The 18,884-nt window shown below is 60.9% G+C and carries 17 protein-coding genes; 6 read left to right on the top strand and 11 right to left on the bottom strand.

What is annotated here, in order from left to right; genetic code table 11:
* Positions 1 to 125 precede the first annotated feature (125 nt).
* The 3 genes from ACTJLF_RS29200 to ACTJLF_RS29190 all read right to left on the bottom strand — a co-directional run bounded on the left by ACTJLF_RS29200 (position 126) and on the right by ACTJLF_RS29190 (position 3,195).
* Complete coding sequence (locus ACTJLF_RS29200) at positions 126 to 1,382, bottom strand: MFS transporter (RefSeq protein ID WP_440884435.1); 1,257 nt, start codon at positions 1,380 to 1,382, stop codon at positions 126 to 128.
* Between the two features lie 11 nt (positions 1,383 to 1,393).
* Complete coding sequence (locus ACTJLF_RS29195; protein WP_440884434.1) at positions 1,394 to 2,188, bottom strand: hypothetical protein; 795 nt, start codon at positions 2,186 to 2,188, stop codon at positions 1,394 to 1,396.
* Positions 2,189 to 2,412: 224 nt separating this feature from the next.
* Positions 2,413 to 3,195: an aminoglycoside adenylyltransferase family protein gene (locus tag ACTJLF_RS29190; RefSeq protein WP_440884433.1), complete on the bottom strand. Its 783-nt coding sequence runs from the start codon at positions 3,193 to 3,195 to the stop codon at positions 2,413 to 2,415.
* A gap of 545 nt (positions 3,196 to 3,740) precedes the next feature.
* Between ACTJLF_RS29190 and ACTJLF_RS29185 the strand changes: the two genes are divergently transcribed.
* Both ACTJLF_RS29185 and ACTJLF_RS29180 read left to right on the top strand, forming a co-directional pair.
* A complete protein-coding gene (locus ACTJLF_RS29185) occupies positions 3,741 to 4,739 on the top strand; it encodes an AAA family ATPase (protein ID WP_440884432.1) in 999 nt (332 codons plus the stop codon).
* Positions 4,740 to 4,752: 13 nt separating this feature from the next.
* Positions 4,753 to 7,278 carry a S8 family peptidase gene (locus ACTJLF_RS29180; protein ID WP_440884431.1) on the top strand — a complete coding sequence of 842 codons (2,526 nt, stop codon included), beginning with the start codon at positions 4,753 to 4,755 and terminating at the stop codon, positions 7,276 to 7,278.
* A gap of 96 nt (positions 7,279 to 7,374) precedes the next feature.
* On the opposite strand, the gene ACTJLF_RS29175 is transcribed toward ACTJLF_RS29180, so the two are convergent.
* The 3 genes from ACTJLF_RS29175 to ACTJLF_RS29165 form a co-directional block, all read right to left on the bottom strand.
* On the bottom strand, positions 7,375 to 7,722 hold the full coding sequence (locus ACTJLF_RS29175) for an isochorismatase family protein (protein WP_440884436.1): 348 nt from the start codon (positions 7,720 to 7,722) through the stop codon (positions 7,375 to 7,377).
* A gap of 78 nt (positions 7,723 to 7,800) precedes the next feature.
* A complete protein-coding gene (locus tag ACTJLF_RS29170; RefSeq protein WP_440884430.1) occupies positions 7,801 to 7,983 on the bottom strand; it encodes a hypothetical protein in 183 nt (60 codons plus the stop codon).
* Between the two features lie 20 nt (positions 7,984 to 8,003).
* Entirely contained in the window at positions 8,004 to 9,845 is a 1,842-nt protein-coding gene (locus ACTJLF_RS29165) for a hypothetical protein (RefSeq protein WP_440884429.1), read from the bottom strand.
* A 118-nt stretch (positions 9,846 to 9,963) separates the two neighbouring features.
* Here ACTJLF_RS29165 and ACTJLF_RS29160 point away from each other — a divergent pair, with 118 nt between their 5' ends.
* From ACTJLF_RS29160 to ACTJLF_RS29150, 3 genes are all read left to right on the top strand, one after another.
* Positions 9,964 to 11,292, top strand: coding sequence for a phosphoribosyltransferase-like protein (locus ACTJLF_RS29160; protein WP_440884428.1), 1,329 nt, complete (start codon positions 9,964 to 9,966; stop codon positions 11,290 to 11,292).
* A gap of 181 nt (positions 11,293 to 11,473) precedes the next feature.
* Entirely contained in the window at positions 11,474 to 12,622 is a 1,149-nt protein-coding gene (locus ACTJLF_RS29155) for a reverse transcriptase family protein (protein ID WP_440884427.1), read from the top strand.
* A gap of 12 nt (positions 12,623 to 12,634) precedes the next feature.
* The gene (locus ACTJLF_RS29150) at positions 12,635 to 12,769 is read left to right on the top strand and encodes a hypothetical protein (protein ID WP_440884426.1); all 135 of its coding nucleotides are present in this window, start codon (positions 12,635 to 12,637) and stop codon (positions 12,767 to 12,769) included.
* A gap of 28 nt (positions 12,770 to 12,797) precedes the next feature.
* Here ACTJLF_RS29150 and ACTJLF_RS29145 read toward each other — a convergent pair whose 3' ends face one another.
* Positions 12,798 to 14,375 carry a hypothetical protein gene (locus tag ACTJLF_RS29145; protein ID WP_440884425.1) on the bottom strand — a complete coding sequence of 526 codons (1,578 nt, stop codon included), beginning with the start codon at positions 14,373 to 14,375 and terminating at the stop codon, positions 12,798 to 12,800.
* A 296-nt stretch (positions 14,376 to 14,671) separates the two neighbouring features.
* Complete coding sequence (locus tag ACTJLF_RS29140) at positions 14,672 to 15,448, bottom strand: HNH endonuclease (RefSeq protein ID WP_440884424.1); 777 nt, start codon at positions 15,446 to 15,448, stop codon at positions 14,672 to 14,674.
* A gap of 202 nt (positions 15,449 to 15,650) precedes the next feature.
* Between ACTJLF_RS29140 and ACTJLF_RS29135 the strand changes: the two genes are divergently transcribed.
* A complete protein-coding gene (locus ACTJLF_RS29135) occupies positions 15,651 to 16,406 on the top strand; it encodes a hypothetical protein (protein WP_440884423.1) in 756 nt (251 codons plus the stop codon).
* On the opposite strand, the gene ACTJLF_RS29130 is transcribed toward ACTJLF_RS29135, so the two are convergent.
* The 3 genes from ACTJLF_RS29130 to ACTJLF_RS29120 all read right to left on the bottom strand — a co-directional run bounded on the left by ACTJLF_RS29130 (position 16,363) and on the right by ACTJLF_RS29120 (position 18,755).
* Positions 16,363 to 16,851, bottom strand: a complete 489-nt coding sequence (locus ACTJLF_RS29130) for a DUF488 domain-containing protein (protein ID WP_440884422.1) — start codon at positions 16,849 to 16,851, stop codon at positions 16,363 to 16,365. The genes ACTJLF_RS29135 and ACTJLF_RS29130 overlap by 44 nt on opposite strands.
* A gap of 355 nt (positions 16,852 to 17,206) precedes the next feature.
* A complete protein-coding gene (locus ACTJLF_RS29125; RefSeq protein WP_440884421.1) occupies positions 17,207 to 17,977 on the bottom strand; it encodes an NYN domain-containing protein in 771 nt (256 codons plus the stop codon).
* 109 nt (positions 17,978 to 18,086) lie between these two features.
* Entirely contained in the window at positions 18,087 to 18,755 is a 669-nt protein-coding gene (locus ACTJLF_RS29120) for a hypothetical protein (protein WP_440884420.1), read from the bottom strand.
* Positions 18,756 to 18,884: the final 129 nt, after the last annotated feature.

The following is an 18,884-nucleotide window of genomic DNA, read 5'->3' as shown; positions in this document are numbered from 1 at the left end:
GAACAGCACCGCCACGGCGACCAGCACCCACAGCAGGCCGTTGCCGCCGCCGCCGCCATTCTCCACGGTGGCGTGCGCATCGCCGGGCAGCGGCGCGTGGAGCGTGGCGGACACGGAATCCCTGTTCATGCGGCGGCTCCCTCGAGTGCGGCGGCGCCGGCTGCGGTGGCCTGGCCGGGATGACGCGTCTCCGGCATCGCGATCGCGAACAGTGCGAGCGCGGCCGCCGCGATGCCCGCGAGCAGGACGAAGGCTGTGCCATAACCTGCAGCATTGGCGACCGTGCCCGCCACGAGGTTGCTGAGCGCGGCGCCCAGACCCACGCAGGCCGCGCCGATGCCCAGCGCGAAGTTGAAGTGTCCGCTGCCGCGCGTCAGGTCGCTGATCATGAGCGTGAGCATCACGCCGAAGATGCCCGCGCCGACGCCGTCGAGCACCTGCAGCGCCAGCAGCGCCGCAGGGCTGTCGGCCAGCAGGTAGAGCAGGCCGCGCAGCGGCAGCACCGCGAAGCCCACGAGGAAGATAGGCTTGCGCGCGAGGCGCGGCGCCCAGCGGCCCACGGCCAGGCCGATCGGGATGGTGACCAGCTGCGTGACGATCACGCCCGCGGACATCCATAGCGCCGCCGATGCGCCGGCGCGCGAACTGACCTTCTGCGCCACCAGCGTGAGCATCGCGGCGTTGGCCAGGTGGAACAGGAAGGCGCAGGCCAGCAGCACGACCAGGCGCCGGTCGTACCAGCGCGCGGTGCGCACGCCCGCAGCGGCGGGCGTCGCGTCCTGCGCGTCGGCGCCACGCGCGAGCTGCGGATCGATGTCGCGGTCGCGGATGAGCAGGGCCGCCGCGATGGTCGGCACGGCCATCGCCGTCGCATAGAAGAACATCGCATGCGCGCCGTACAGGTGGCTCACCGCCCCCGTGCCCAGCGCCCACAGAACCGTGCCCGCGGCCGTGATGGCGGCGTTGCGGCCGATGCGGCTGTCCAGCCCCGCGCGGCCCACCATGCCCAGGCTCGTGGCCGCGAGCGCGGGCGCGACCAGCGTGCCTGCCGCGCCGATCTGCGACTGGCCCGCGAGGATCACCCCATAGCCCGGCCAGTTCGCCATCGCCACCAGCGTCAGCGCGATGAGTGCCACCGCCCCCGCGATCCAGCGCGGCTTGTGCCGCACGCTGTCGATCAGCGCCCCGGCGGGCGCCTGTGCCGCCAGGCCCACCAGGGCCGAGACGAACATCACGCTGCCGATGCGCTGGGGATCCCAGGCCAGCGTGCCGGCCATGAAGATCACCAGGAACGGCCCCACGCCGCCCTGGATGTCGGGCGCGAAGAAGGCGAGGGCGTCGAGCGCGCGCACGCTGCGCGAGGAGGGAGCGGGGGAGGTCATCGCTCAGGGCCTCAGGAGTTGGCGGGAGGCTGCGTTGCGAACTGCGGTGCAGGCGGCACCGGCGGCACGGGAGCCATCGGGCGCTGGTGGCGCGGGCCGCGCGGACCCACTTGACCGGCGGGTCCCATGGGGCCGACAGGCCCGCTCACGAGTTCGCGCACGCTGTCGGCGCTCTGGCCGAGGCTGGTCGCCTCGATCGCGCTGCCGTTGGCTCCGCGCGTTCCCCAGCCGCGTGCGAAGAGCTGCGCGCCGGGCTGGAGGATCGCGCCATAGGCCGCGCCGATGTGCGGCGGGAAGCGCACGATGGACTTGTCGGCCAGGATCACGCCGTGCACGTCGCCGCGGTCGGTGTAGAGCAGCCGCTCGATGCGTCCGCCGGCCGACATGGCCGACAGCGCGGCCAGATCGCGCGGGCCGGGCGGGAACATGCCCGGGGCGGGCGGCTGGTCGATCACGCTGCGGCCGTTGGCTTCGAGCGTCTGTGCGCGCACCACCGGCACGTTGGGCGCGCGCCAGCCGGCGACGCGCACCGTGTCGCCGGGCCGCAGCATCTGCATCACCGAGGCCGACAGGTGCGGCGGGAAGGCGACCTGCGTGCCGTCGGCCAGCAGCAGGCCGTCGGCCTCGCCGTTGGGGTTGACCAGCCATTGCGAGACGCGGCCTTGCGTCGTCATGCCGGACTCCGGCGCGGCGGCCAGGGGCGGCGGTGGCACGACACCCGCGGGCGGCGGGGGCGGCATCTGCGCGAAGGCGGCGCTGCCGGACAGCAGGCCGGCGATGGCGATCAGGGTGAAGCGGGGTGTCATGAAAGGCTCCTTTGAAGTGTCAGGTGCCTGAGATGAACCACACATCGTGCCAGTGTGTATTTCCTTTTAAATCAATGACTTGCGTGACCCGGGCTGCGGCCGGACGTACGGTCTGGGGACAGCAGGTGTCCGGTTTGCGGACACGTCGGCGGCTGCAGGTGTCCGGATCGGAGGTGCGGCAGCCGCCCCTCAGCAGCCTTCGCGATGGCGTATCACTGCGCCCGCTACAGCACTCGCTCGATCTCGCCTTTGCAGAAATGAATGGTCTCGGCGACGGGCATCCGGGCCCAGGCCGGCTCGTCCTCCCCGCCCACGAGATAGGCCGCCGCCGCACGTTCCATCAGCGAGCGACAGGTCGGTGGCAGGCGTTGCGCTGCCCACGCCGCAGCGACGTCCTTGGACACGATGTCGCCGGTACAGGCGCTGAACCAGATGCGCGCGAGTGCCAGGAGGATGTTTCTTTCCTCACCCAGCCAATCAGGCTCCTCGTTCCATTGCGCAATGGTGTCGAGCAGCGATCTCCTGAAGTCGGAACGCGGCACCTCCTCGAACAGTTCAGCGGCCGCCGGCCCGAGCAAGGCCGAGCTGTGACGGCGCAGTTTGGTGATCAGGATGGCAAGGTCGTGATCGACCATGGCGGGCTCGAAGCGCCCGGCCTCGATGTCCTCACGCAGCCATTCGCCGAACTGCATCTCGCGCCGCGGCGGATACCGCCAGGGAACGATCTCGCCCAGCGCGACGACCGTCACTTCGAGCGCCCTGAGCGTGTCGGAGCTGCCCGGCCACGCCGAATGCGCCAGCAGATCGGTCATCAAAGCGCGCCGGACCGGTTCCGGTAGCGGATCATTGATCGACACCATCAGGTCGATGTCGCTGCCGTGCTTCAAGCCGCCGTCCACAGCCGAGCCGAAGAGATGGATCGCCCGAAGGTTGCGGCCCAGGTGCGACTTCAGGACGGCCTGGACGGAGGAGACTTGAGGGATGATTTCTTGAGGTAACGCGGTCATGAGGGGGACTAACTACAAGGCCGGGCACTTCCAAAGGAGTCCGGCTTTTTGTTTTCTCCTCTGGGAAAGGCTATTCAGTTGTCCGATTGAGTCCAATGCAGTATCCCCCAATCCGACGCGTTTTGGGGGTATCTCGAGGGGTATCGAAATACGGAATGGGGGTACGTGAAAACCAGCTTCATACCCCATGGAGCGGAGGCCGGCGCAAGCGCACGGTGGGGTCGGAGTCCTAGTCGTTCTCGGCCGGCGTGCCTGCCGAGTGCATCAGAACGCGCTGGCGTGAAGCCAATGCAGACGTCTCGCTCAGTTGGGTTGAAAGGCTCTGCAGTAGATGCAACTGCTCGGTATGATGCGCGTTACTCGATGCCGAGTTGCTGAACTAGGCGATGGCCGTTTCAAACAGCTCGAGAGCATCCAGCAAATCGAAGCGTAGTTGCTCGCCCAAGTGCGCTCGGCTACCTATGCGCTGGTGGCTGAAGTCGCCCCAAGAACAAACCCGCAGAGATGCCTGTAAACCGGGCCACGTGCTCGATAATCGAAAGCATATGGCAAACGGTGATCAGCTCAAAGCCTTGTTCCGCTCATATGCGGAGGGTGATGATCGCCATTTTTACTCCGTGGCCATGCAGATGGCTGCCCATGAGGCGAAGCAAGGCCATGGGAAATTGGCGGAGGAGTTGCGAGGCCTGATTGACGCGGCGAAGTCGCGTCGGAGTGCAGGAGCCAACGAGGCCGCGGTTCCTTTGGCGCGTCCCAAGGGAGAGCTTGCCTCGCTGCTGAGTGTTTCCTATCCGTCCAAGCGCCTCTCGGACATGGTGCTGGCACCACCAGTTCTTGGTGGTCTACAGCAGGTTCTAAAAGAACAGCGTCACCTGAGCAAGCTGCGTAGCCATGGTCTACATCCGCGGCGAAAGTTGCTGTTGGTCGGCCCGTCCGGCACCGGCAAGACGATGACTGCCGCTGCGTTGGCGGGGGAGCTCGGGATTCCGTTGTTCATCGTGCGGTTGGACGCACTCATTACGAAGTTCATGGGAGAGTCCGCGGTCAAGCTGCGCCAAGTCTTCGACGCAGTGGCCTCGACGCGGGGGGTGTACTTTTTTGACGAGTTCGACGCGATCGGCAGTCAGCGTGGCATGACGAATGACGTCGGCGAGATCCGCCGCATCCTCAACAGCTTTCTGTTGATGATCGAGCAAGACGAGTCAAACAGCGTGATCGTTGCCGCGACCAACCACGTAGATATCCTCGACGAAGCGCTCTTCAGGCGATTTGACGATATGGTGGAGTACAACGTCCCGTCTGCCGACGAAATCCGAGCGCTGCTGCGCATGCGACTGGGGAGTTATCTCAAGTCCACAAGATCCGTCGCTATGTTGGCGACGGACGCCATCGGCCTAAGCCACGCAGAGATCACGCGTGCTGTTGGCGACGCGGTAAAAGAAGCCGTCATGCACGATCAGGAAAGTGTTCCGGCCGAGGCCGTGAAGCTTCTTTTGCAACAACGACACGCAGTGCGCCGCCGCACTCCAGTCGCCATGGTCTAAGCGCTGTCGAGGCATGGCGACCGGGCATCCACAATATCGTCCGCATCTGTTCCCTCGGGACACGCGAAGCACTGAGGGCTACACCGCCAAATCGCAGGCACGCGATCCGGAGCCTGGCGTACCTGAAAAGGACAGGGCGCAGCATGCGAGCGCACTGCGTGCCCAATTGGTGCAGGTGGCCGTGGCGCAGCAGCAGCGCGTGGCAGAACTCCAAGCAGCCAATGTGCGCAGCGCGATTGGCATCCAGGTCGAGTTCCAGAGCGAACAGAACGTCGCACTCGCCGCCGCAAGCCTTGCGCGTGAACGTCAAGGCATCGAATTGATGAACGTGCGCAGGCAAGGAAACCAAGTGCTGGCCACGGTCTTTGTGCCCGAAGGTAAGCTGACCCACTTCGAGAAGCTGATTGCCGAGTACGCCAATCACAGGACAGGCAAGAACGGGAAACGCCTGGATCACCAAACGCTGATCGACGCCATCAGCGCGCTGCGTGTGGCAGCCTTCGAATCGATTTGGACTGACACAGCCGAGGCCTTGCCAATTGACGATGCCGAGGCCATCTGGTGGGAAGCTTGGTTGCCACTGGGCCATGATGTGGAACTGACGCTGAGGGACTTTAGGACGGTGGCGGACATGGCGGGCCTGCAGGTCAGCGAGCGCGTGCTGCTCTTCCCCGAGCGGACCGTCGCGCAGGTCTATGGCAGTAAGGCGCAGCTACTGCAATCGTCGCTGGTGCTCAACATGATCGCGGAGCTTCGCCGCGCCAAGACGACCGCGGAGTTCTTTTCCGGCCTGCCGCTGGATGAGCAGGCGCAGTGGCGCGGCGAACTGCAAGAGCGCTTGGTGCCTCAGCCCGCCGGCAACGCTTACGTCACCTTGCTCGATACCGGTGTAAATCATGGCCATCCGCTGCTTGCGCCCTTCGTGATCGACGAGGACCGCCACAGTGTGGACCCAGCCTGGGGCGAAGACGATGTCAATGGCCACGGAACAGAACTGGCAGGCCTTGCCTTGATGGGTGACCTTACGCATTCGCTTGCGCAGGACGCTCCGCTGCAGGTGCCTCATCGCTTGGAGTCGGTGAAAGTCCTGCGATGGCCCGGAGACAACGAAGGCGAGTCGTTCGGCGCCATCACTGCTGAAGCGGTAGCGCGTGTCGAGATCACCGACACCGAGCGCAGGCGCGTGTTTGCAATGGCGGTGTCGTCGACGGATGGTCGCGACCGTGGCAGGCCATCGTCCTGGTCGGCTGAAGTGGATCGCTTGGCCTGTGACTACGATGGACAAGGGGAGGCGCCGAGGCTCTTCGTTCTGTGTGCAGGCAATACCAACGACAACCATGCCTGGGCCGAGTACCCGCACAGCCTAGTAACGAGTTCAGTGCACGACCCTGGTCAGGCGTGGAACGCGCTAACGGTCGGAGCTTGTTCAGAGCTCACGACGATCTCGGAAGAGAATGCACCGCACTACACCGCCGTCGCTGGCGCGGGCAGCCTGAGCCCCTACACGACGACGTCCGTGACTTGGCAGAACGGGTGGCCGTTCAAGCCAGACATCGTAATGGAGGGGGGCAACGCCGCAATCGAGCCGATGGGATTTGCATGCTCGATGGACAGCTTGTCGCTTCTGACGACGGGCCATGAGCCACATGAGCGGTTGTTCACACTGAGTTGGGCCACCAGCGCGGCAACGGCGTTGGCTGCAGGCATGAGCGCGCGGATTACCGCGGCGTATCCCAGCTTCTGGCCGGAAACAATCCGCGGGTTGATGGTGCATTCGGCCAGGTGGACCCAGCCGATGCTGGACACCTACACACCTGGTGGTGTGCGTAATCGGGACACGCTGAGGCTGCTGCTGCGCCACTGCGGCTACGGTGTGCCGAGCCTGGAGCGCGCCATACACAGTGCCAGCAATTCGCTGACGATGATTGTGCAGGACGAGATCCAGCCGTACTACAAGGACAGTACTGGGGTGAAGACGCGCGACATGCACCTGCACGCCATGCCCTGGCCGACTGACATGTTGATGGCGCTGGGCAATACGCCGGTCACCTTGCGTGTCACGTTGTCGTACTTCATCGAGCCTAACCCAGGCGAGCGCGGCGGCATCGACAAATATGCCTACCAGTCGCACGCCCTGCGTTTCGCCGTGCGCCGCCCGCTGGAGAGCGAGGCGGCGTTCAGGGGGCGCATCAACGCTCAGGCAGCCGCGGAAGAGCAGGGCTCGGCGGTCGGCGGTGGTGCAGGGGACGGCGGCTGGACCATTGGCGAGAAGCTGCGCGCGCGTGGGTCGCTGCTGTCCGACAGTTGGACGGGAACAGCCGTGCAACTGGCCAACCGGGGGCAATTGGCGATCTTTCCGGCGATGGGCTGGTGGCGCAACCGCCCGTCCCATGGCCGATTCGATCGTTCGGCCCGGTACAGCCTCTTGATCTCTATTGAAGCGCCAGCGGTCGAGCAGGATTTGTATGCTCAGGTGGCCTTGCAGATCGACGCAGCCCTAGAGGTGCCTGTCGTAGTCGGGGTCCCTGCCGGAAGGTAGCCGTCATGCCTGCCCGCTCGAATACTTTTCAACGACTGATCCGTGCGATACAAGGTCATATGTCGACGGCGGGTACAGTGAACGAGTCGCGTATGCTCACGGACCGCCATCGGTCATCGCGTCGGCGGCGAGCGTGACGTTGGCATCCGGTTCATGCGTCTGGCGCGCGGTGGACTCGACGCCTACGCCCGTCGAGATTCCCGCCAGGACCATTTGCGTCACCGCCCGATCGCGCAGGATCTGCTCCAGCGGCGTCGCGGTGAACGCCCCAACGTGCGTTTCGTGATAGCGATCTCGCTTGCCGAGAGTTCCAACTCCGGAACGAGCCGTCCGGTCGGCGCTCAACCCGCCCGCGACATTCACGACTACAACCGGCAATCCTTGGTGCCGGAACGCGTCGGCGAGCGCGCGGGCCTTCACGACGACCGGGCCCGAACCTGCGATGCGTTGGGGTCGACCACGCCCCTTGCAGGTCGATGACCAGAAGAGCCGCTCGGCTGTCGAACAAGGTCGCTCTCATGATCAGCGGATCCTCGCGTTCTTCGTTTCGGGCGCGACCCACAGGATCACGGTAGCGGCAGCCGTCGCTGCGACGGTCAACAGCATCCCGTTTGCGAATCCCTCGTTGCTCGTCGCCGCAACAGCTTCAATTAGCACCCTCCGAGACTGCGCTGCGATCGGCATCGAGATGTCGGCCTTGCTCAAGGGGAAGCCTTGAAGAATCCCTACTTCGAGGGTAGCTGGGCGCGACATCTACTCACGATGACTGCATCCAAGCTTGGTGCCAATACGAGGCCACGCATGATTGTCGCAATCTCGTCGCACGAGTCTTTGAGACGCTGCGGGGCATAAGCCGACAAGTAAGCGTACAGAATGGATGCGCCCACCGAAGCCCAGTTTCCGAATCCCTCATCGATGGCGTCGCCCACAAGCTTCCCGGTGATGCCTGCGGAAATGGTATCCAGCTTCCACTTTTTGAGCCGTTCCCGGCGACGCTCGAACTTCTGTGTCTCGACGTTGATCTGCGCGACGACCTCTTGCATCGCGGCTTGCGTAGTCGCTTCCTTCATCAGGCGAGCGGCAACCGTACGAAACCGGCGAGCGGATTCTCCCTTGAAGTTTCTTGCAACCTCCATCACAGGTACATCAGCAAGCGCCAAGAGGCCATCTGTCAGGGTGTGCATGCGTTGCGCGACAGGGTCCATTGGTCTGGATCTGGTCCGGCTCATGAAGCTTGCAACCGTATGGCAGTTGCCAGTCTCGTCATACCCTCCAGCAAAGCTGCGCGGAATGAGCGCGGCCCCTAGGCCCAGAGCCCACTCCACCGCAGCACCGGCAGTACCCAACTCCAGCCGTGCGTCCTGGTCTTTCAGCAGAAAGATGAGCTCGCCGAGATACGCACCTATCCCTCCGTTCAGGCAAGCAGCGGCTCCCTGCATCATGAAGGCTTGGTGCTGTCCTCGAAGAATCGCCGAATAGCTTTTTCCCGAGATGTTGTGAGCATCGCCACTGGCTCGGGTCATTTCATGGAGCAGCGAGAGGATCGCGGATCTCTGCGAGACCGTGAACGGCCCGTAGAGTAGGGGATCCTTGGACTGCCCCGCGATGATCACCCGTCTGGCCAGCGATCTGGAGAGCACCAAGGCATCATGGTCCACTTCGGCAACTGCTGCGAGCAGCTTGGGTTCATAGCGAGTGATCGAGAACGGCAAGATCAACCTGCAACGCCCGGCCATAACCAGTTCCTGGAGATCAGCAAGCTCTATTCCATGGCGTTTCAGCCAGAGAGGGTCCGAAGGGTCGGGGATCAAACTGACACGTTCATACAAGGTCAGGAGCTCCGAAAGACGAACATCGCTCTTGTCTGAAGCGTCGAAGAGGCAATCTGCACGCTCGTCCTCGAGCAAGGTTTGTAGCGGTACATGCGCGCCCCTTTGCCTGAGAAAGGTGCGCCATTCGTCTTCGTCCTGCGCCAGCAGATGGCGAACGGCACTGTCAAGGTGCGTCTGCTGCCGGGAAGTTGCGAGCGAGAGATCCGGGAGGATTCTCCGGGCGGCCGCCTGAAGATCGGTTTCCGCAGGGCGATCAGCCGTCTGAAACTGGACCTCCCCGACGACCCCCAGTGTCCTCATAGCGGCCCGGACTCGGTCGCGCTGTTCGTCGTCGACCGGTTCAAAGCTCTTGAAAACCCAACTGTCGAGATCGAAGGCGTAGTCAATCCCTCCGTCAGGGATGGCTGGGTCGACCAATCCCAGCAGCCGGTTGATGTCCGGCGTCGATAGCGGGGCGTCGTTGAGCCACAGCTCCCGATCATAGGTCTGTGCGTCCTGGAGGAGGAGGGCGTCGGGGGGAACAATGTTGATCAGCTGAAGAGGGCAGGTAACCGGACGGACTTGCTCGTCGACGATTTTCCGCATGGTCGCAAGCTCGTCGTCCGGGATGTTGCTGTAAAGGACAAAGTTCGCCGGGTATTCATAAAGTCGAGCTTCGTATTGCGGGTAGCGAATCCTGTAGGCCCGAGTCGCCCAGCGTGCCCATCCTCGGCGGATTTCATGTCCTGTGTTCATTGATGGCTCATGGTCCGTACGTTTGAATCCTGGAGATCTTGCCCTAACCCGAGCGGTGCCAAAAGCTACGGGAAAGGCTCTCCTCTTTAAAGTGGAACTAAGGCACACTTGATCCACCATGATCACCGACGGCGAAAGAGAAAGGCTCTGGCTATCTCAGTTCAAGTCAGGAGACGAACAAGCTCTGGCTAGGAAACTCTTGTCGAGTTTCATGCTGGTCGACTACAGCACTCTGTCGAATCGGCTGGTTCGAGAGATCCGAAGTTATGGCAAACGAGAGACGATCGGCGTCTTTATCGAGCGGGAGATAGCTCATAGGTGGACCGTGAGCAGGTACTCTGCTCCTCGCTGGTCCATGAAGCCGGCCCGACGCCAGATGGAGTTCAGGTTCTTTTCGAAGCGCTTTCTCGCGCCGGTGCGGATGTACAAGGAAGAGGCCATCAAGATCGCGCGCGGGGTGCCACCCAAATTGCGAGCGATCGGAGCCGCATTGCCTATCGTCCAACCGAAACGCCTTGATCAGCAGGCGATCGGCAGCGAGGGCGTGCTCGCCACGATTGCATCAACCGCGGCCAAGACGCAGGGCAACGTTCTTGTCCATCCATCGGCGAACGTCATCCGTGGCAAGAAGATCAGGCATCTTGTTGTCCTGACGGATTTTATAGGCTCGGGGACGCGGCTCAATACTGTCTTGGACTCACTTTGGCGGGTCAGATCGGTAAGAAGCTGGTGTTCTGGCGGACTGCTGCGGATCTCTGTGCTGGCTTATAGCGGCACCACGAACGGAATCGACTTGGTCGAAAAGCACCGCTGCAAACCGACTGTAAGAGCTCTGGTTTCGTGCCCTACGATCAACACATCGTTTGGGGGAGCCGCAATGGCCGCGATCAGGGAGCTGTGCATGCAGCATGCCCCTACTGGCTCGTTGCCATTGGGTTTCAAGGAAACGGGGGCGCTCATCGCGTTCGAGCATTCTTGTCCTAACAACGTCCCGGCCATCTTCACGGAAACCAGCAAGAGCCGCCGTCGCCCATGGCATCCGCTCTTTCCTGCCAAGTCGACCACTGAGGTGTTTGGGCAGGTCGGACTGTTATCCCGTCGAGACCGGGAAAGACTGGCCCTCGAAGCTCTGGATCTGGCTCCGATCAGCGAAAGATCGGCATTCAGACGCGCGACAGAAGAGGAGCGCGAAATGATTCTGCTGCTTGGAGCGGTGCACAGAGGGCGACGGGCCGCGGATGAGATCGCAACAACTACTCTTTTGGGGCTGCCGGAGATCGCCGCCGCTATCGCAAAGGCTTCTGCCGACGGCTATCTTGGAAGCGAACTGCGGCTTTCTGCTGCGGGGCTGAGTCTACTTCGGCGGCTGAATCGAATGCAAAGACAGGGGCGTCCGCTGCCTGACAAACCCCTGTACTATCCGAAATCGCTGAGGGACCCGGTGTAGATTTTCTAGTGTCCCCTGGTTCTACTAGGGGGGCGAGTTCGAGCAATCGAGCTTGCAGGCCGCGGATTCCGCGTGTTTTCGGAGGAACTGTCGCTTTACTGGAGAACCAGTGCCACCGCCACTCGCCGCGTAGCCTTGCGGCTCAGGTGGCACTGGTTCGCCAGGGCGACTTCAAAGGTAGATGACTTCCTGGGACTCTCAGCGCTATCTTTTGCAGGGGCAAGCGGAAGGTGTCGACCCGACGATCCTCCTGCGTGCCGAACAGACTGCCAGTCGCATATTGGCCGTCAATCCCCGCTTGACGGTTGTTTTGTCGCTACGGCATCTTGCGCACATGTGCGACGTCCCCTACGAGTACCTCCGGAGAGTCGCGCGCACGGACAAGGACTTTGAGCCATACCGTGTCTTCAGTCTCAAGAAGAACATTGCGAACTCTGGTCGGTCGCCGCGAACCATCTACGCGCCGGAGCCGTTGTTGCTACGGGTGCAGCGCTGGATTCATCGGAACATCCTGGCCAAGGCGGACATGCATGATGCGAGCACGGCTTATGGAGAGGACTGCAGCTTGATAGAGGCTGCGCGACCCCATTGCCGGGCATCGTGGGTTATCAAGCTGGATGTCTCGAATTTCTTCGAGTCGATTCTTGAACCGAAGGTCTATCGGGTTTTTCGCCGTCTTGGCTATCAGCCGCTTGTCGCATTCGAACTCACCAGGCTCTGCACCTGGGTACGTGCCGAAGGCAACGTGGCGGCGCGTCGCGATACAGGCTCTGGACCGTACTTTCACCCGTATGTCGGGCATCTGCCTCAGGGGGCACCCACAAGCCCGATGCTGGCCAACTTGGTGTCTGTCGAACTCGACAGCGAAATCAGCAGATTGGCCAAGTCGGAAGGGCTTTCCTATACGCGCTATGCCGACGACATCACCCTTTCGTTCGTCGGCGCTGGTTTCAGTCGCCAGAGAGCGCGAGCCGTGATCGGGCAGTGCCAGGCTCTCATGATTGCGAGATCACTATGGCCGAACCGCACCAAGACCCGTGTCATCCCACCAGGCGCCAGAAAGATCGTTCTGGGATTGCTCGTTGATGGTGCTCGACCTGCATTGACCAGAGAGTTTCGCGCGCAGATGCGCCAGCACCTCTACTATCTAGAGGTGCTGGGGCCCGTCACTCATGCGGCAAACCGCGGGTTCGACTCGGTCATCGGCCTGCAGAATCATCTCTTTGGATTGGCTGCATATGCCCTGGGCATCGACAAAAGATGGGCGCGAGAGGTGCTTGGCCGGCTTCGGGCGCTCCCGTGGCCTACTGCCTTCGAGATGCCTGCCTAGCTGGACCGGTTCATGCGCAAGCCATCCAACTGGCTGTTTGACGAAGTTCTGCGCACGGTCGGCCAGCCGCAGCCATCACGAGTCGGCGCACTCGGCGCGCCTTACATCGCCAAGACGTCACTGCGGGGCAGCTCACGCCGCAACTGAGCGTACTGTCGTCTAATAGGTCTGACCGCTAATTGACAAGCAGACTCCATATCGCGCTCATATTGGCTATCCATTTTTCGGGAAGCGCAGCGAGAAGCGAACCGAGAGCAACCAAGAGCGCCGCGACCGTCAGGAACTCCATGCGACGCTGGGTTCGGATGCTTTCTTGAATGCTCAAGATGGTTGAGACCTGCTCGAAGTGTTCTCTCGTCGAGGACTCATCTACGATGATCCCGGAAGCTAGGGAGTGCACTCTTTCCTGCAATACTTCCGCTATCTGAACGTCTGGTTTGCCTTCCTCCCATGAGGGGGTAGTGAAGTGCTCGCAGTCGTGGCGATATTGGCCTTTCAATTTCGAGCCTTCAACAAGCTCACGAGCCGCGGCGGGGATGCCTAGGTTTTGATCGAAGAATTGTTGAATCTCTTGAATCTTTCGGAATACTCGGCCCTTGTTTTGAGAAACATTCAACCCCTCGCGAGCGACTTTCAGATCCCTGGACACTTCAGTAAGGTATGCAGTGACTGCAAAGTAGCTCAGAAGGCCCTCTAGCCTCTCGTGGCAGATGTGCATGTATGCGCTTTGCCCGCCGCCGTAGATCTCCAGTTTCTTCTCGGACAACTTCGTCGTTATCAGATGAGCAGTCAGCCAGAAGCGACGCTCATTGGGCCATCGCGCCCTTTCCTCAGTGAACTGCAGGCTTGGAATTTCTTGACAGGTCCATACCTCGTCTCGTCCGCCGTTGGCCAAAATTCGCTGCCAGCCAAAGAACCCACTTCCGGGGTCTCGAGAGAAGAGTGCCTGCGACTTCGTAGTTAGAAATTCAGCTGCTGGATGTCGTTCAGGTCGGTTGGTTCCAGCAAAAAACCCAGGAAGATGATCGCAAAACCATCTATGGGCCATGAAAAGTACATCGTCCCTTGCGCGAGCCATCGCGCGTTGCTTCAGATGCACGGGGTCAAGCTCACCTACGGTCCAGTTGGGTAGTCGTTGGCGCTGCGAGACTCGGTCCTCGTTGAGTTCGCGTTCGTATCTGGCGGCCGTCTCTGGGCTCATGACGAAGCACACAACAACGCAGGTTACTGAGGGCACTACCTGGTGAAGCCTAACTAGCAGGTGATCCACCTCATCCGGAAGCGGCGCATAATTTCCTTTGAGAAGGTATTTCCCCCGGTCGGCGCGCTTGGTCACGTGGCCGACGTTGTACATACCCCCAAAGCCATAGGTTCGTTGCTGCTGAACCCACTCAAGTGCACCTCCCTCATCGTGCGATCTGAAACCAGCGGACCAGCCTAGGGTTTCCAGGGCGGAATACAGCCGGTCGCTTTCAGTTGGACCGAAGATTTCCATCGCCCAGAACGCGCCAAGACGCAAACTCTCCTCTACAGGGACGCGACTTTTCTCGTTCGCCTCCAGATCGTGCTTAAGCTGATAGTCCCGGTCTTGTTGAGGAGGTGGCAGCAAATTGGGCAACAGCCAATGTGCCCTCCACCACATCGATCGAGAGAGTCGTCTGAGGGGGCCTTGCGATGAAGGTTTGGTCGCATTCGTTTTCGCTGCAGGTTCTGGTTCTCCTTCCGGACCTGCAGGAATCTCTTGTTGTGGCATGGAGCTTCTTGATTTGCGATATCCGTACACTGTAGCGCTTCCGATCCAGGCAGATTCGGGAGGCATTTGGCATATAGCTTGGCAAGATCCCTGATCTCACCGTTACCTTGAATCTGTCGCCAACGGCTTGCTGACGGTCGGATCAGCGTCGAGCAGCCGCCTAAGGTACGGACACAGCGTTGCCGCACAACGATGGCGACCTCGTTGTACAGCTCCAGGGCTTCAACCTTGAACGGCGCTTGCCGCGTAAGGAGAGGGGACTTATGGATGCCTAGCTCGACGTATGGATTGGTCTCTCAATACAGAGGACTTCTGTCGCTGTTTTGCGCCAGCCATTTTGAGTAGGAGGAGATGTCGGGCCCGCCGAGATTGAGGGCGAACTCTTCGCCAAAGATGGCTACCACGATGAAGTACTCCTTCTCGGGTGTGAGCAGAATCTGGTATTCGTGAAGAACCTGCCAGACATTTGCGCCTTCGACGAAGTCGAGATCGGATGGGTAGATCTGCCGGCGAGCTATCGGCCAGACTAGCTTGGCGCTACCGCGCCGGACATATGTCCTCAGTTCATCGAGCTCGGGCTTGTCAACGATTTCGTCGAGCCCACCGGGCACTTCCAGGGCGCATTGCGCCATTACCTCAAGTCCGATCTTGCCGATGAATCGAGAAAGAGGATAGTCGCCAAGGGGGGCACTCATTGGAAGAATCAACGTTCCCCTGCGGTTGGTGCGCATCGATTCGATCCATCGTGACTCATCTGCGTCGGGATGCGCGCCGACGAAAACTCCATAGGAAAGTGAGTTGCTCAGCTGGATTCTCGATTGAGACTCAAGGTGAACTCCATCCAGCAAGGGGGTCCGACCGCGTTTACTCTGCACTGCCATCTGGAATCTGCGTTCCTGGAAGTAGCGCGAATCAAGGATCGGCTTCTCAATCTTGCGTGCGATGTAGTTATTGCAGCCGTCGCAAACCACCCCCTTCGGGAGAACGTGGTCAGTGTTGCCGAGCGATTCCGGAAGGATGTGTTCTCGAGATTGCGATCCCGATGAGTCGTGTTTGCAGAATATGCAGCGCATCGAGTCTCGCTTTCTCATGAGCAACCATACCGAGTCGGCACAGGGCCCCGTTGTCGAAAATCCCTCTGTCCCTCAAAATTTGACTACGGCGTTGCCCCACAGATGCCGGGAGGGTAAGTATTTGGCGACCTTCACTGAGCGTGTGCTCGTATTGTGCAAGACCTATCCGTCTCCTAGTGCAGGCTACTCCGAGACCTCTTGCGTGGCTGGGATCACCGAGGCAGAGAGGCTCATTCGTCTGTTTCCCGTCCCGTTTCGACTCATAGCCGATGATCAGCAGTTCAGGAAGTGGCAATGGATAACCGCCTTGGTCGAGAAAGCCCCTGCTGACCATCGGCCCGAGAGTCATCGGATCTACGTAGACAAGATCCAGATTGACTCCGAGCCGCTCAAGGCCGGCAAGGACGGCTGGCCGCGGAGGATGGAGCTTCTCAGCAAGTTGCCCGTCTACTCGGATTTTGGAGCCATCGAGAAGGATCGCCAAAGCTCGGGCGGCACCCTTGCGCTGCTGCGCCCAGACCGTATAGTCAAACTGGAGATCAAGGCGAGCCGGCATCCAGAATGGACCACGGAGGAGCTCGCCAAGCTGCAGCAGATGCATGACCAGGCAAGCCTGTTCGACTCCGATGAGCACCGCAAGTCGGTCCAGCTGCTGGAGAAGATGCCCTTCGACTTCTACTACCACTACGAGTGTCTGGTGGGCGGGAGCCCCGTCGTCTACAAACACAAGCTCGTTGACTGGGAAGTTGGTGCCCTATATCGGCGGTTGCGGAGAGAATATGGCGCCTCCGGCTGGGAGGCGCCGTTTCGGGAAAAATACGAGCTGGCTCTGCCTTCGAAGGACGTCCACCTGCTGCTGGGTACGATCCATCGCTTCAAGGATCAGTGGCTTGCTGTCAGTGTGATCTATCCGCCTAAGCCGCAGCCCGATGGGGAGAATCAGCAAGCACTGTTCTAGCAGTGAGGTGCATCACAGGCAGTCCCCCTTGCTTCAGCGCCGCGCGGGCAACATAGGTGCGGTGGCACATTTCGTAGTCGGCTTCGAAGCAAACCAGGCAGGTTGTCGCCGTCTTCGATAGCTTGACAAGTTCGCGGGTTGTCTTTTCCTGACCGCTGATGTAGGCAAGAAAAGCGCGGGTGTATTCGGCCCAGTCGGCGTCTTTACGGTAACGGTCGCGAATGGGCTTGGGACAGCCCAGTGTGGGGGCATGTAGATAGGCCACATCCGCGCTGGCAAGTCGCTCGCGGAACGACGATTTGGAGAAGCCTTTCTTCCGGGAGAGAGGAAGCTCGCGAACGTCCAGTACGAGTTGGACCCCGATTTCGCGGATGCGCGCGATGAACGTGTCGATATTGAACCCCTCGTAACCGAGGGTGTAAAGGTGGGATGGGTTTTTGACCATGGTGCGGCCGGGAGTGTAGCCCCGGCTGACGTCCGCCTCCGTACGACTGACCCTGTACCTGAATCAGTACCGCTCCGCGCAGGCCGCCAGTACCCGCTGCTTCAGGTCTTCCGCGTGGCGCCGACGGCTTACGCGTTTGGAGTCTTCCATGGTGTCCACCTAAATCCTTGGTGGACACCATCGTTATGGACACAAGGCCCGCGCTCCAGACGGGATCACCGCGCGCTTACCTATCGAGGTCCAGAGGAATGGGTGCTTCTGCAGGTGCAAATCCTGCCCGCATATCAAGGGCAGGGTGACCTCCCCCCCGACAGGGGCCCATGCCGGCAGATGCTTCTGTTTGGCAATGTCCCAGCTACTTCGTTTCATCAACCGTGGCCAAGCTCACAGACCAAAGTCCCTCGGCCTCCTGCCGCAGTACCAGAAGGTCATAGGTCCGCACCATGTCGAGCAGCCCTGAATGACCATAGAGCTTTGGCGAGAAGGCAGGATCGGTGCGCTTGAGATACTGCCCGAGGGCCCCGAGACCGACTTTGCCTTCGGAAGTATCGCTGGCGAGCAGGCTGACTGCATCGATGAGGAAACGTGGCCTACGCTTGGCTGCCGGCTTCGTTGCTTCCGGCTTCACCATCGCTGCCTTCACGAATGCTTTTTCGGCCGTGTCCGGTGGCAGTTCAGACGCTTCTGGCTTCACCCACTCGAAGAATTGGTCGCTGGCATTGCGCAATGCGTCTGGTGTCTTGGCTTCGCCAACGATACAGACGGTCGCGCCGCGTTCGCGTAACTTGCGGCACAGGTACGCAAAGTCGGAGTCACTGGTGACCAAGCAGAAGGTGTCGGCCCGATGATCAAACATGGCCTCCATCGCATCGAGAGCCAGCGCGATGTCTGCGGTGTTCTTGCCGGCCGCGTACTGATACTGCAGGCAAGGGGTGAATGCCAAACGAACCAGCGCATCCTGCCATTTGTGCGCCAGAGTGCCATGATTCCCGTAGCCACGACGCAAGACAACACGACCGAACTGCGCGATCACGCGCAATGCATACTCGAGAATCTCAGGTGTGACGTTGTCGCAGTCAACGAGGACCGCAACGCGCGTCTCACCGCTCGTGGATGACGAATTCATTCGCAAGCTTCTTCAGCAAGAGACGGTGCAGATGCCTTGAGACCGCTTTGCATTGCATGCTCTTCGACCTAGCGTCCCAGCTGCAAAAGCCTGACGTGTAGTGAGTTAATCAGCTGTATCTGGCAAGGATCGCCTGCAGGCGGTCCTTGGCTGCAGGCTTCAGCCGTTCTGATCCCGTAAGCTCACGGGCTTTGGCGAGGATGCTGTTCTTCGCATCGGTTTGAGATGCCTTGTAGAACTGGAGAAGTTGCTGGGCGTTGTCGAAAGCGGGCGGGGGGACAGCTTTTGACGCCCCGCGATAGATCATGCGCTCCGGACCTGGCAGAACGTTGGAAAGCTTAGGCTGAAGCACAGTCAGCATTGCAAGCTGGATGCCGATCGTCTCGACATACTCGTCCTGATACCACTTGCCTTGGCTCCGCTCGAATGCTGTTTCGTAGCGCTGCAAGATCGGCGGCAGGCTGTTGAGAACCTCGTTCGTGACCTTTTCGCTGCCGAGACCCGCCTGCGCAAGGCCATAGAAGATCATTGCTGCGTTGTCCGCGTTCAGGACCGTATCGACGCTCCTGCCACCTTCATCGCGCAGCCACAACGGTTCGTCAGGGTAGGCAATCTGTCGCTTCTCCATCGCGCGAAGCGCGAGCACGTACTGACTCAAAAGACTTGAACTCTGCACGGCAGGGTAGGGAAGCACTGGAAGAGTTGCCCGACCGCAGGCCGCCAGCATAACGATTGCACAAAGAGCGAGTACGAATCGAGTTCGGAGCAGCAGGTTCATGCGGCACGAATGTAATCTCCGGTTACCCTTGGGGCATCCCATATTTAGGCTATAGAGGCCCCCGGCTGTGCAGCTAGCTGGTGATCACATTGGCATGCACGCCGGGTTTGGCGTTCATATGTGCGAAGT

Origin of the sequence: Variovorax sp. 22077, from assembly GCF_052044195.1 — a bacterium.
Lineage (GTDB): Bacteria > Pseudomonadota > Gammaproteobacteria > Burkholderiales > Burkholderiaceae_C > Variovorax > Variovorax atrisoli.
The sequence above is the reverse complement of the archived record's forward strand: the minus strand, read 5'-3'. Positions and strand labels throughout refer to the sequence as shown.

Bases quoted from the DNA above. Each gene is read 5' to 3' on its own strand.
- ACTJLF_RS29150 (WP_440884426.1), top strand. From the start codon at position 12,635: ATGCGCAAGCCATCCAACTGGCTGTTTGACGAAGTTCTGCGCACGGTC.
- ACTJLF_RS29160 (WP_440884428.1), top strand. From the start codon at position 9,964: ATGATCACCGACGGCGAAAGAGAAAGGCTCTGGCTATCTCAGTTCAAG.
- ACTJLF_RS29195 (WP_440884434.1), bottom strand. From the start codon at position 2,188: ATGACACCCCGCTTCACCCTGATCGCCATCGCCGGCCTGCTGTCCGGC.
- ACTJLF_RS29180 (WP_440884431.1), top strand. From the start codon at position 4,753: ATGGCGACCGGGCATCCACAATATCGTCCGCATCTGTTCCCTCGGGAC.
- ACTJLF_RS29125 (WP_440884421.1), bottom strand. From the start codon at position 17,977: ATGAATTCGTCATCCACGAGCGGTGAGACGCGCGTTGCGGTCCTCGTT.
- ACTJLF_RS29140 (WP_440884424.1), bottom strand. From the start codon at position 15,448: ATGCGCTGCATATTCTGCAAACACGACTCATCGGGATCGCAATCTCGA.
- ACTJLF_RS29155 (WP_440884427.1), top strand. From the start codon at position 11,474: ATGACTTCCTGGGACTCTCAGCGCTATCTTTTGCAGGGGCAAGCGGAA.
- ACTJLF_RS29145 (WP_440884425.1), bottom strand. From the start codon at position 14,375: ATGCCACAACAAGAGATTCCTGCAGGTCCGGAAGGAGAACCAGAACCT.
- ACTJLF_RS29200 (WP_440884435.1), bottom strand. From the start codon at position 1,382: ATGACCTCCCCCGCTCCCTCCTCGCGCAGCGTGCGCGCGCTCGACGCC.
- ACTJLF_RS29190 (WP_440884433.1), bottom strand. From the start codon at position 3,195: ATGACCGCGTTACCTCAAGAAATCATCCCTCAAGTCTCCTCCGTCCAG.
- ACTJLF_RS29165 (WP_440884429.1), bottom strand. From the start codon at position 9,845: ATGAACACAGGACATGAAATCCGCCGAGGATGGGCACGCTGGGCGACT.
- ACTJLF_RS29185 (WP_440884432.1), top strand. From the start codon at position 3,741: ATGGCAAACGGTGATCAGCTCAAAGCCTTGTTCCGCTCATATGCGGAG.
- ACTJLF_RS29130 (WP_440884422.1), bottom strand. From the start codon at position 16,851: ATGGTCAAAAACCCATCCCACCTTTACACCCTCGGTTACGAGGGGTTC.
- ACTJLF_RS29120 (WP_440884420.1), bottom strand. From the start codon at position 18,755: ATGAACCTGCTGCTCCGAACTCGATTCGTACTCGCTCTTTGTGCAATC.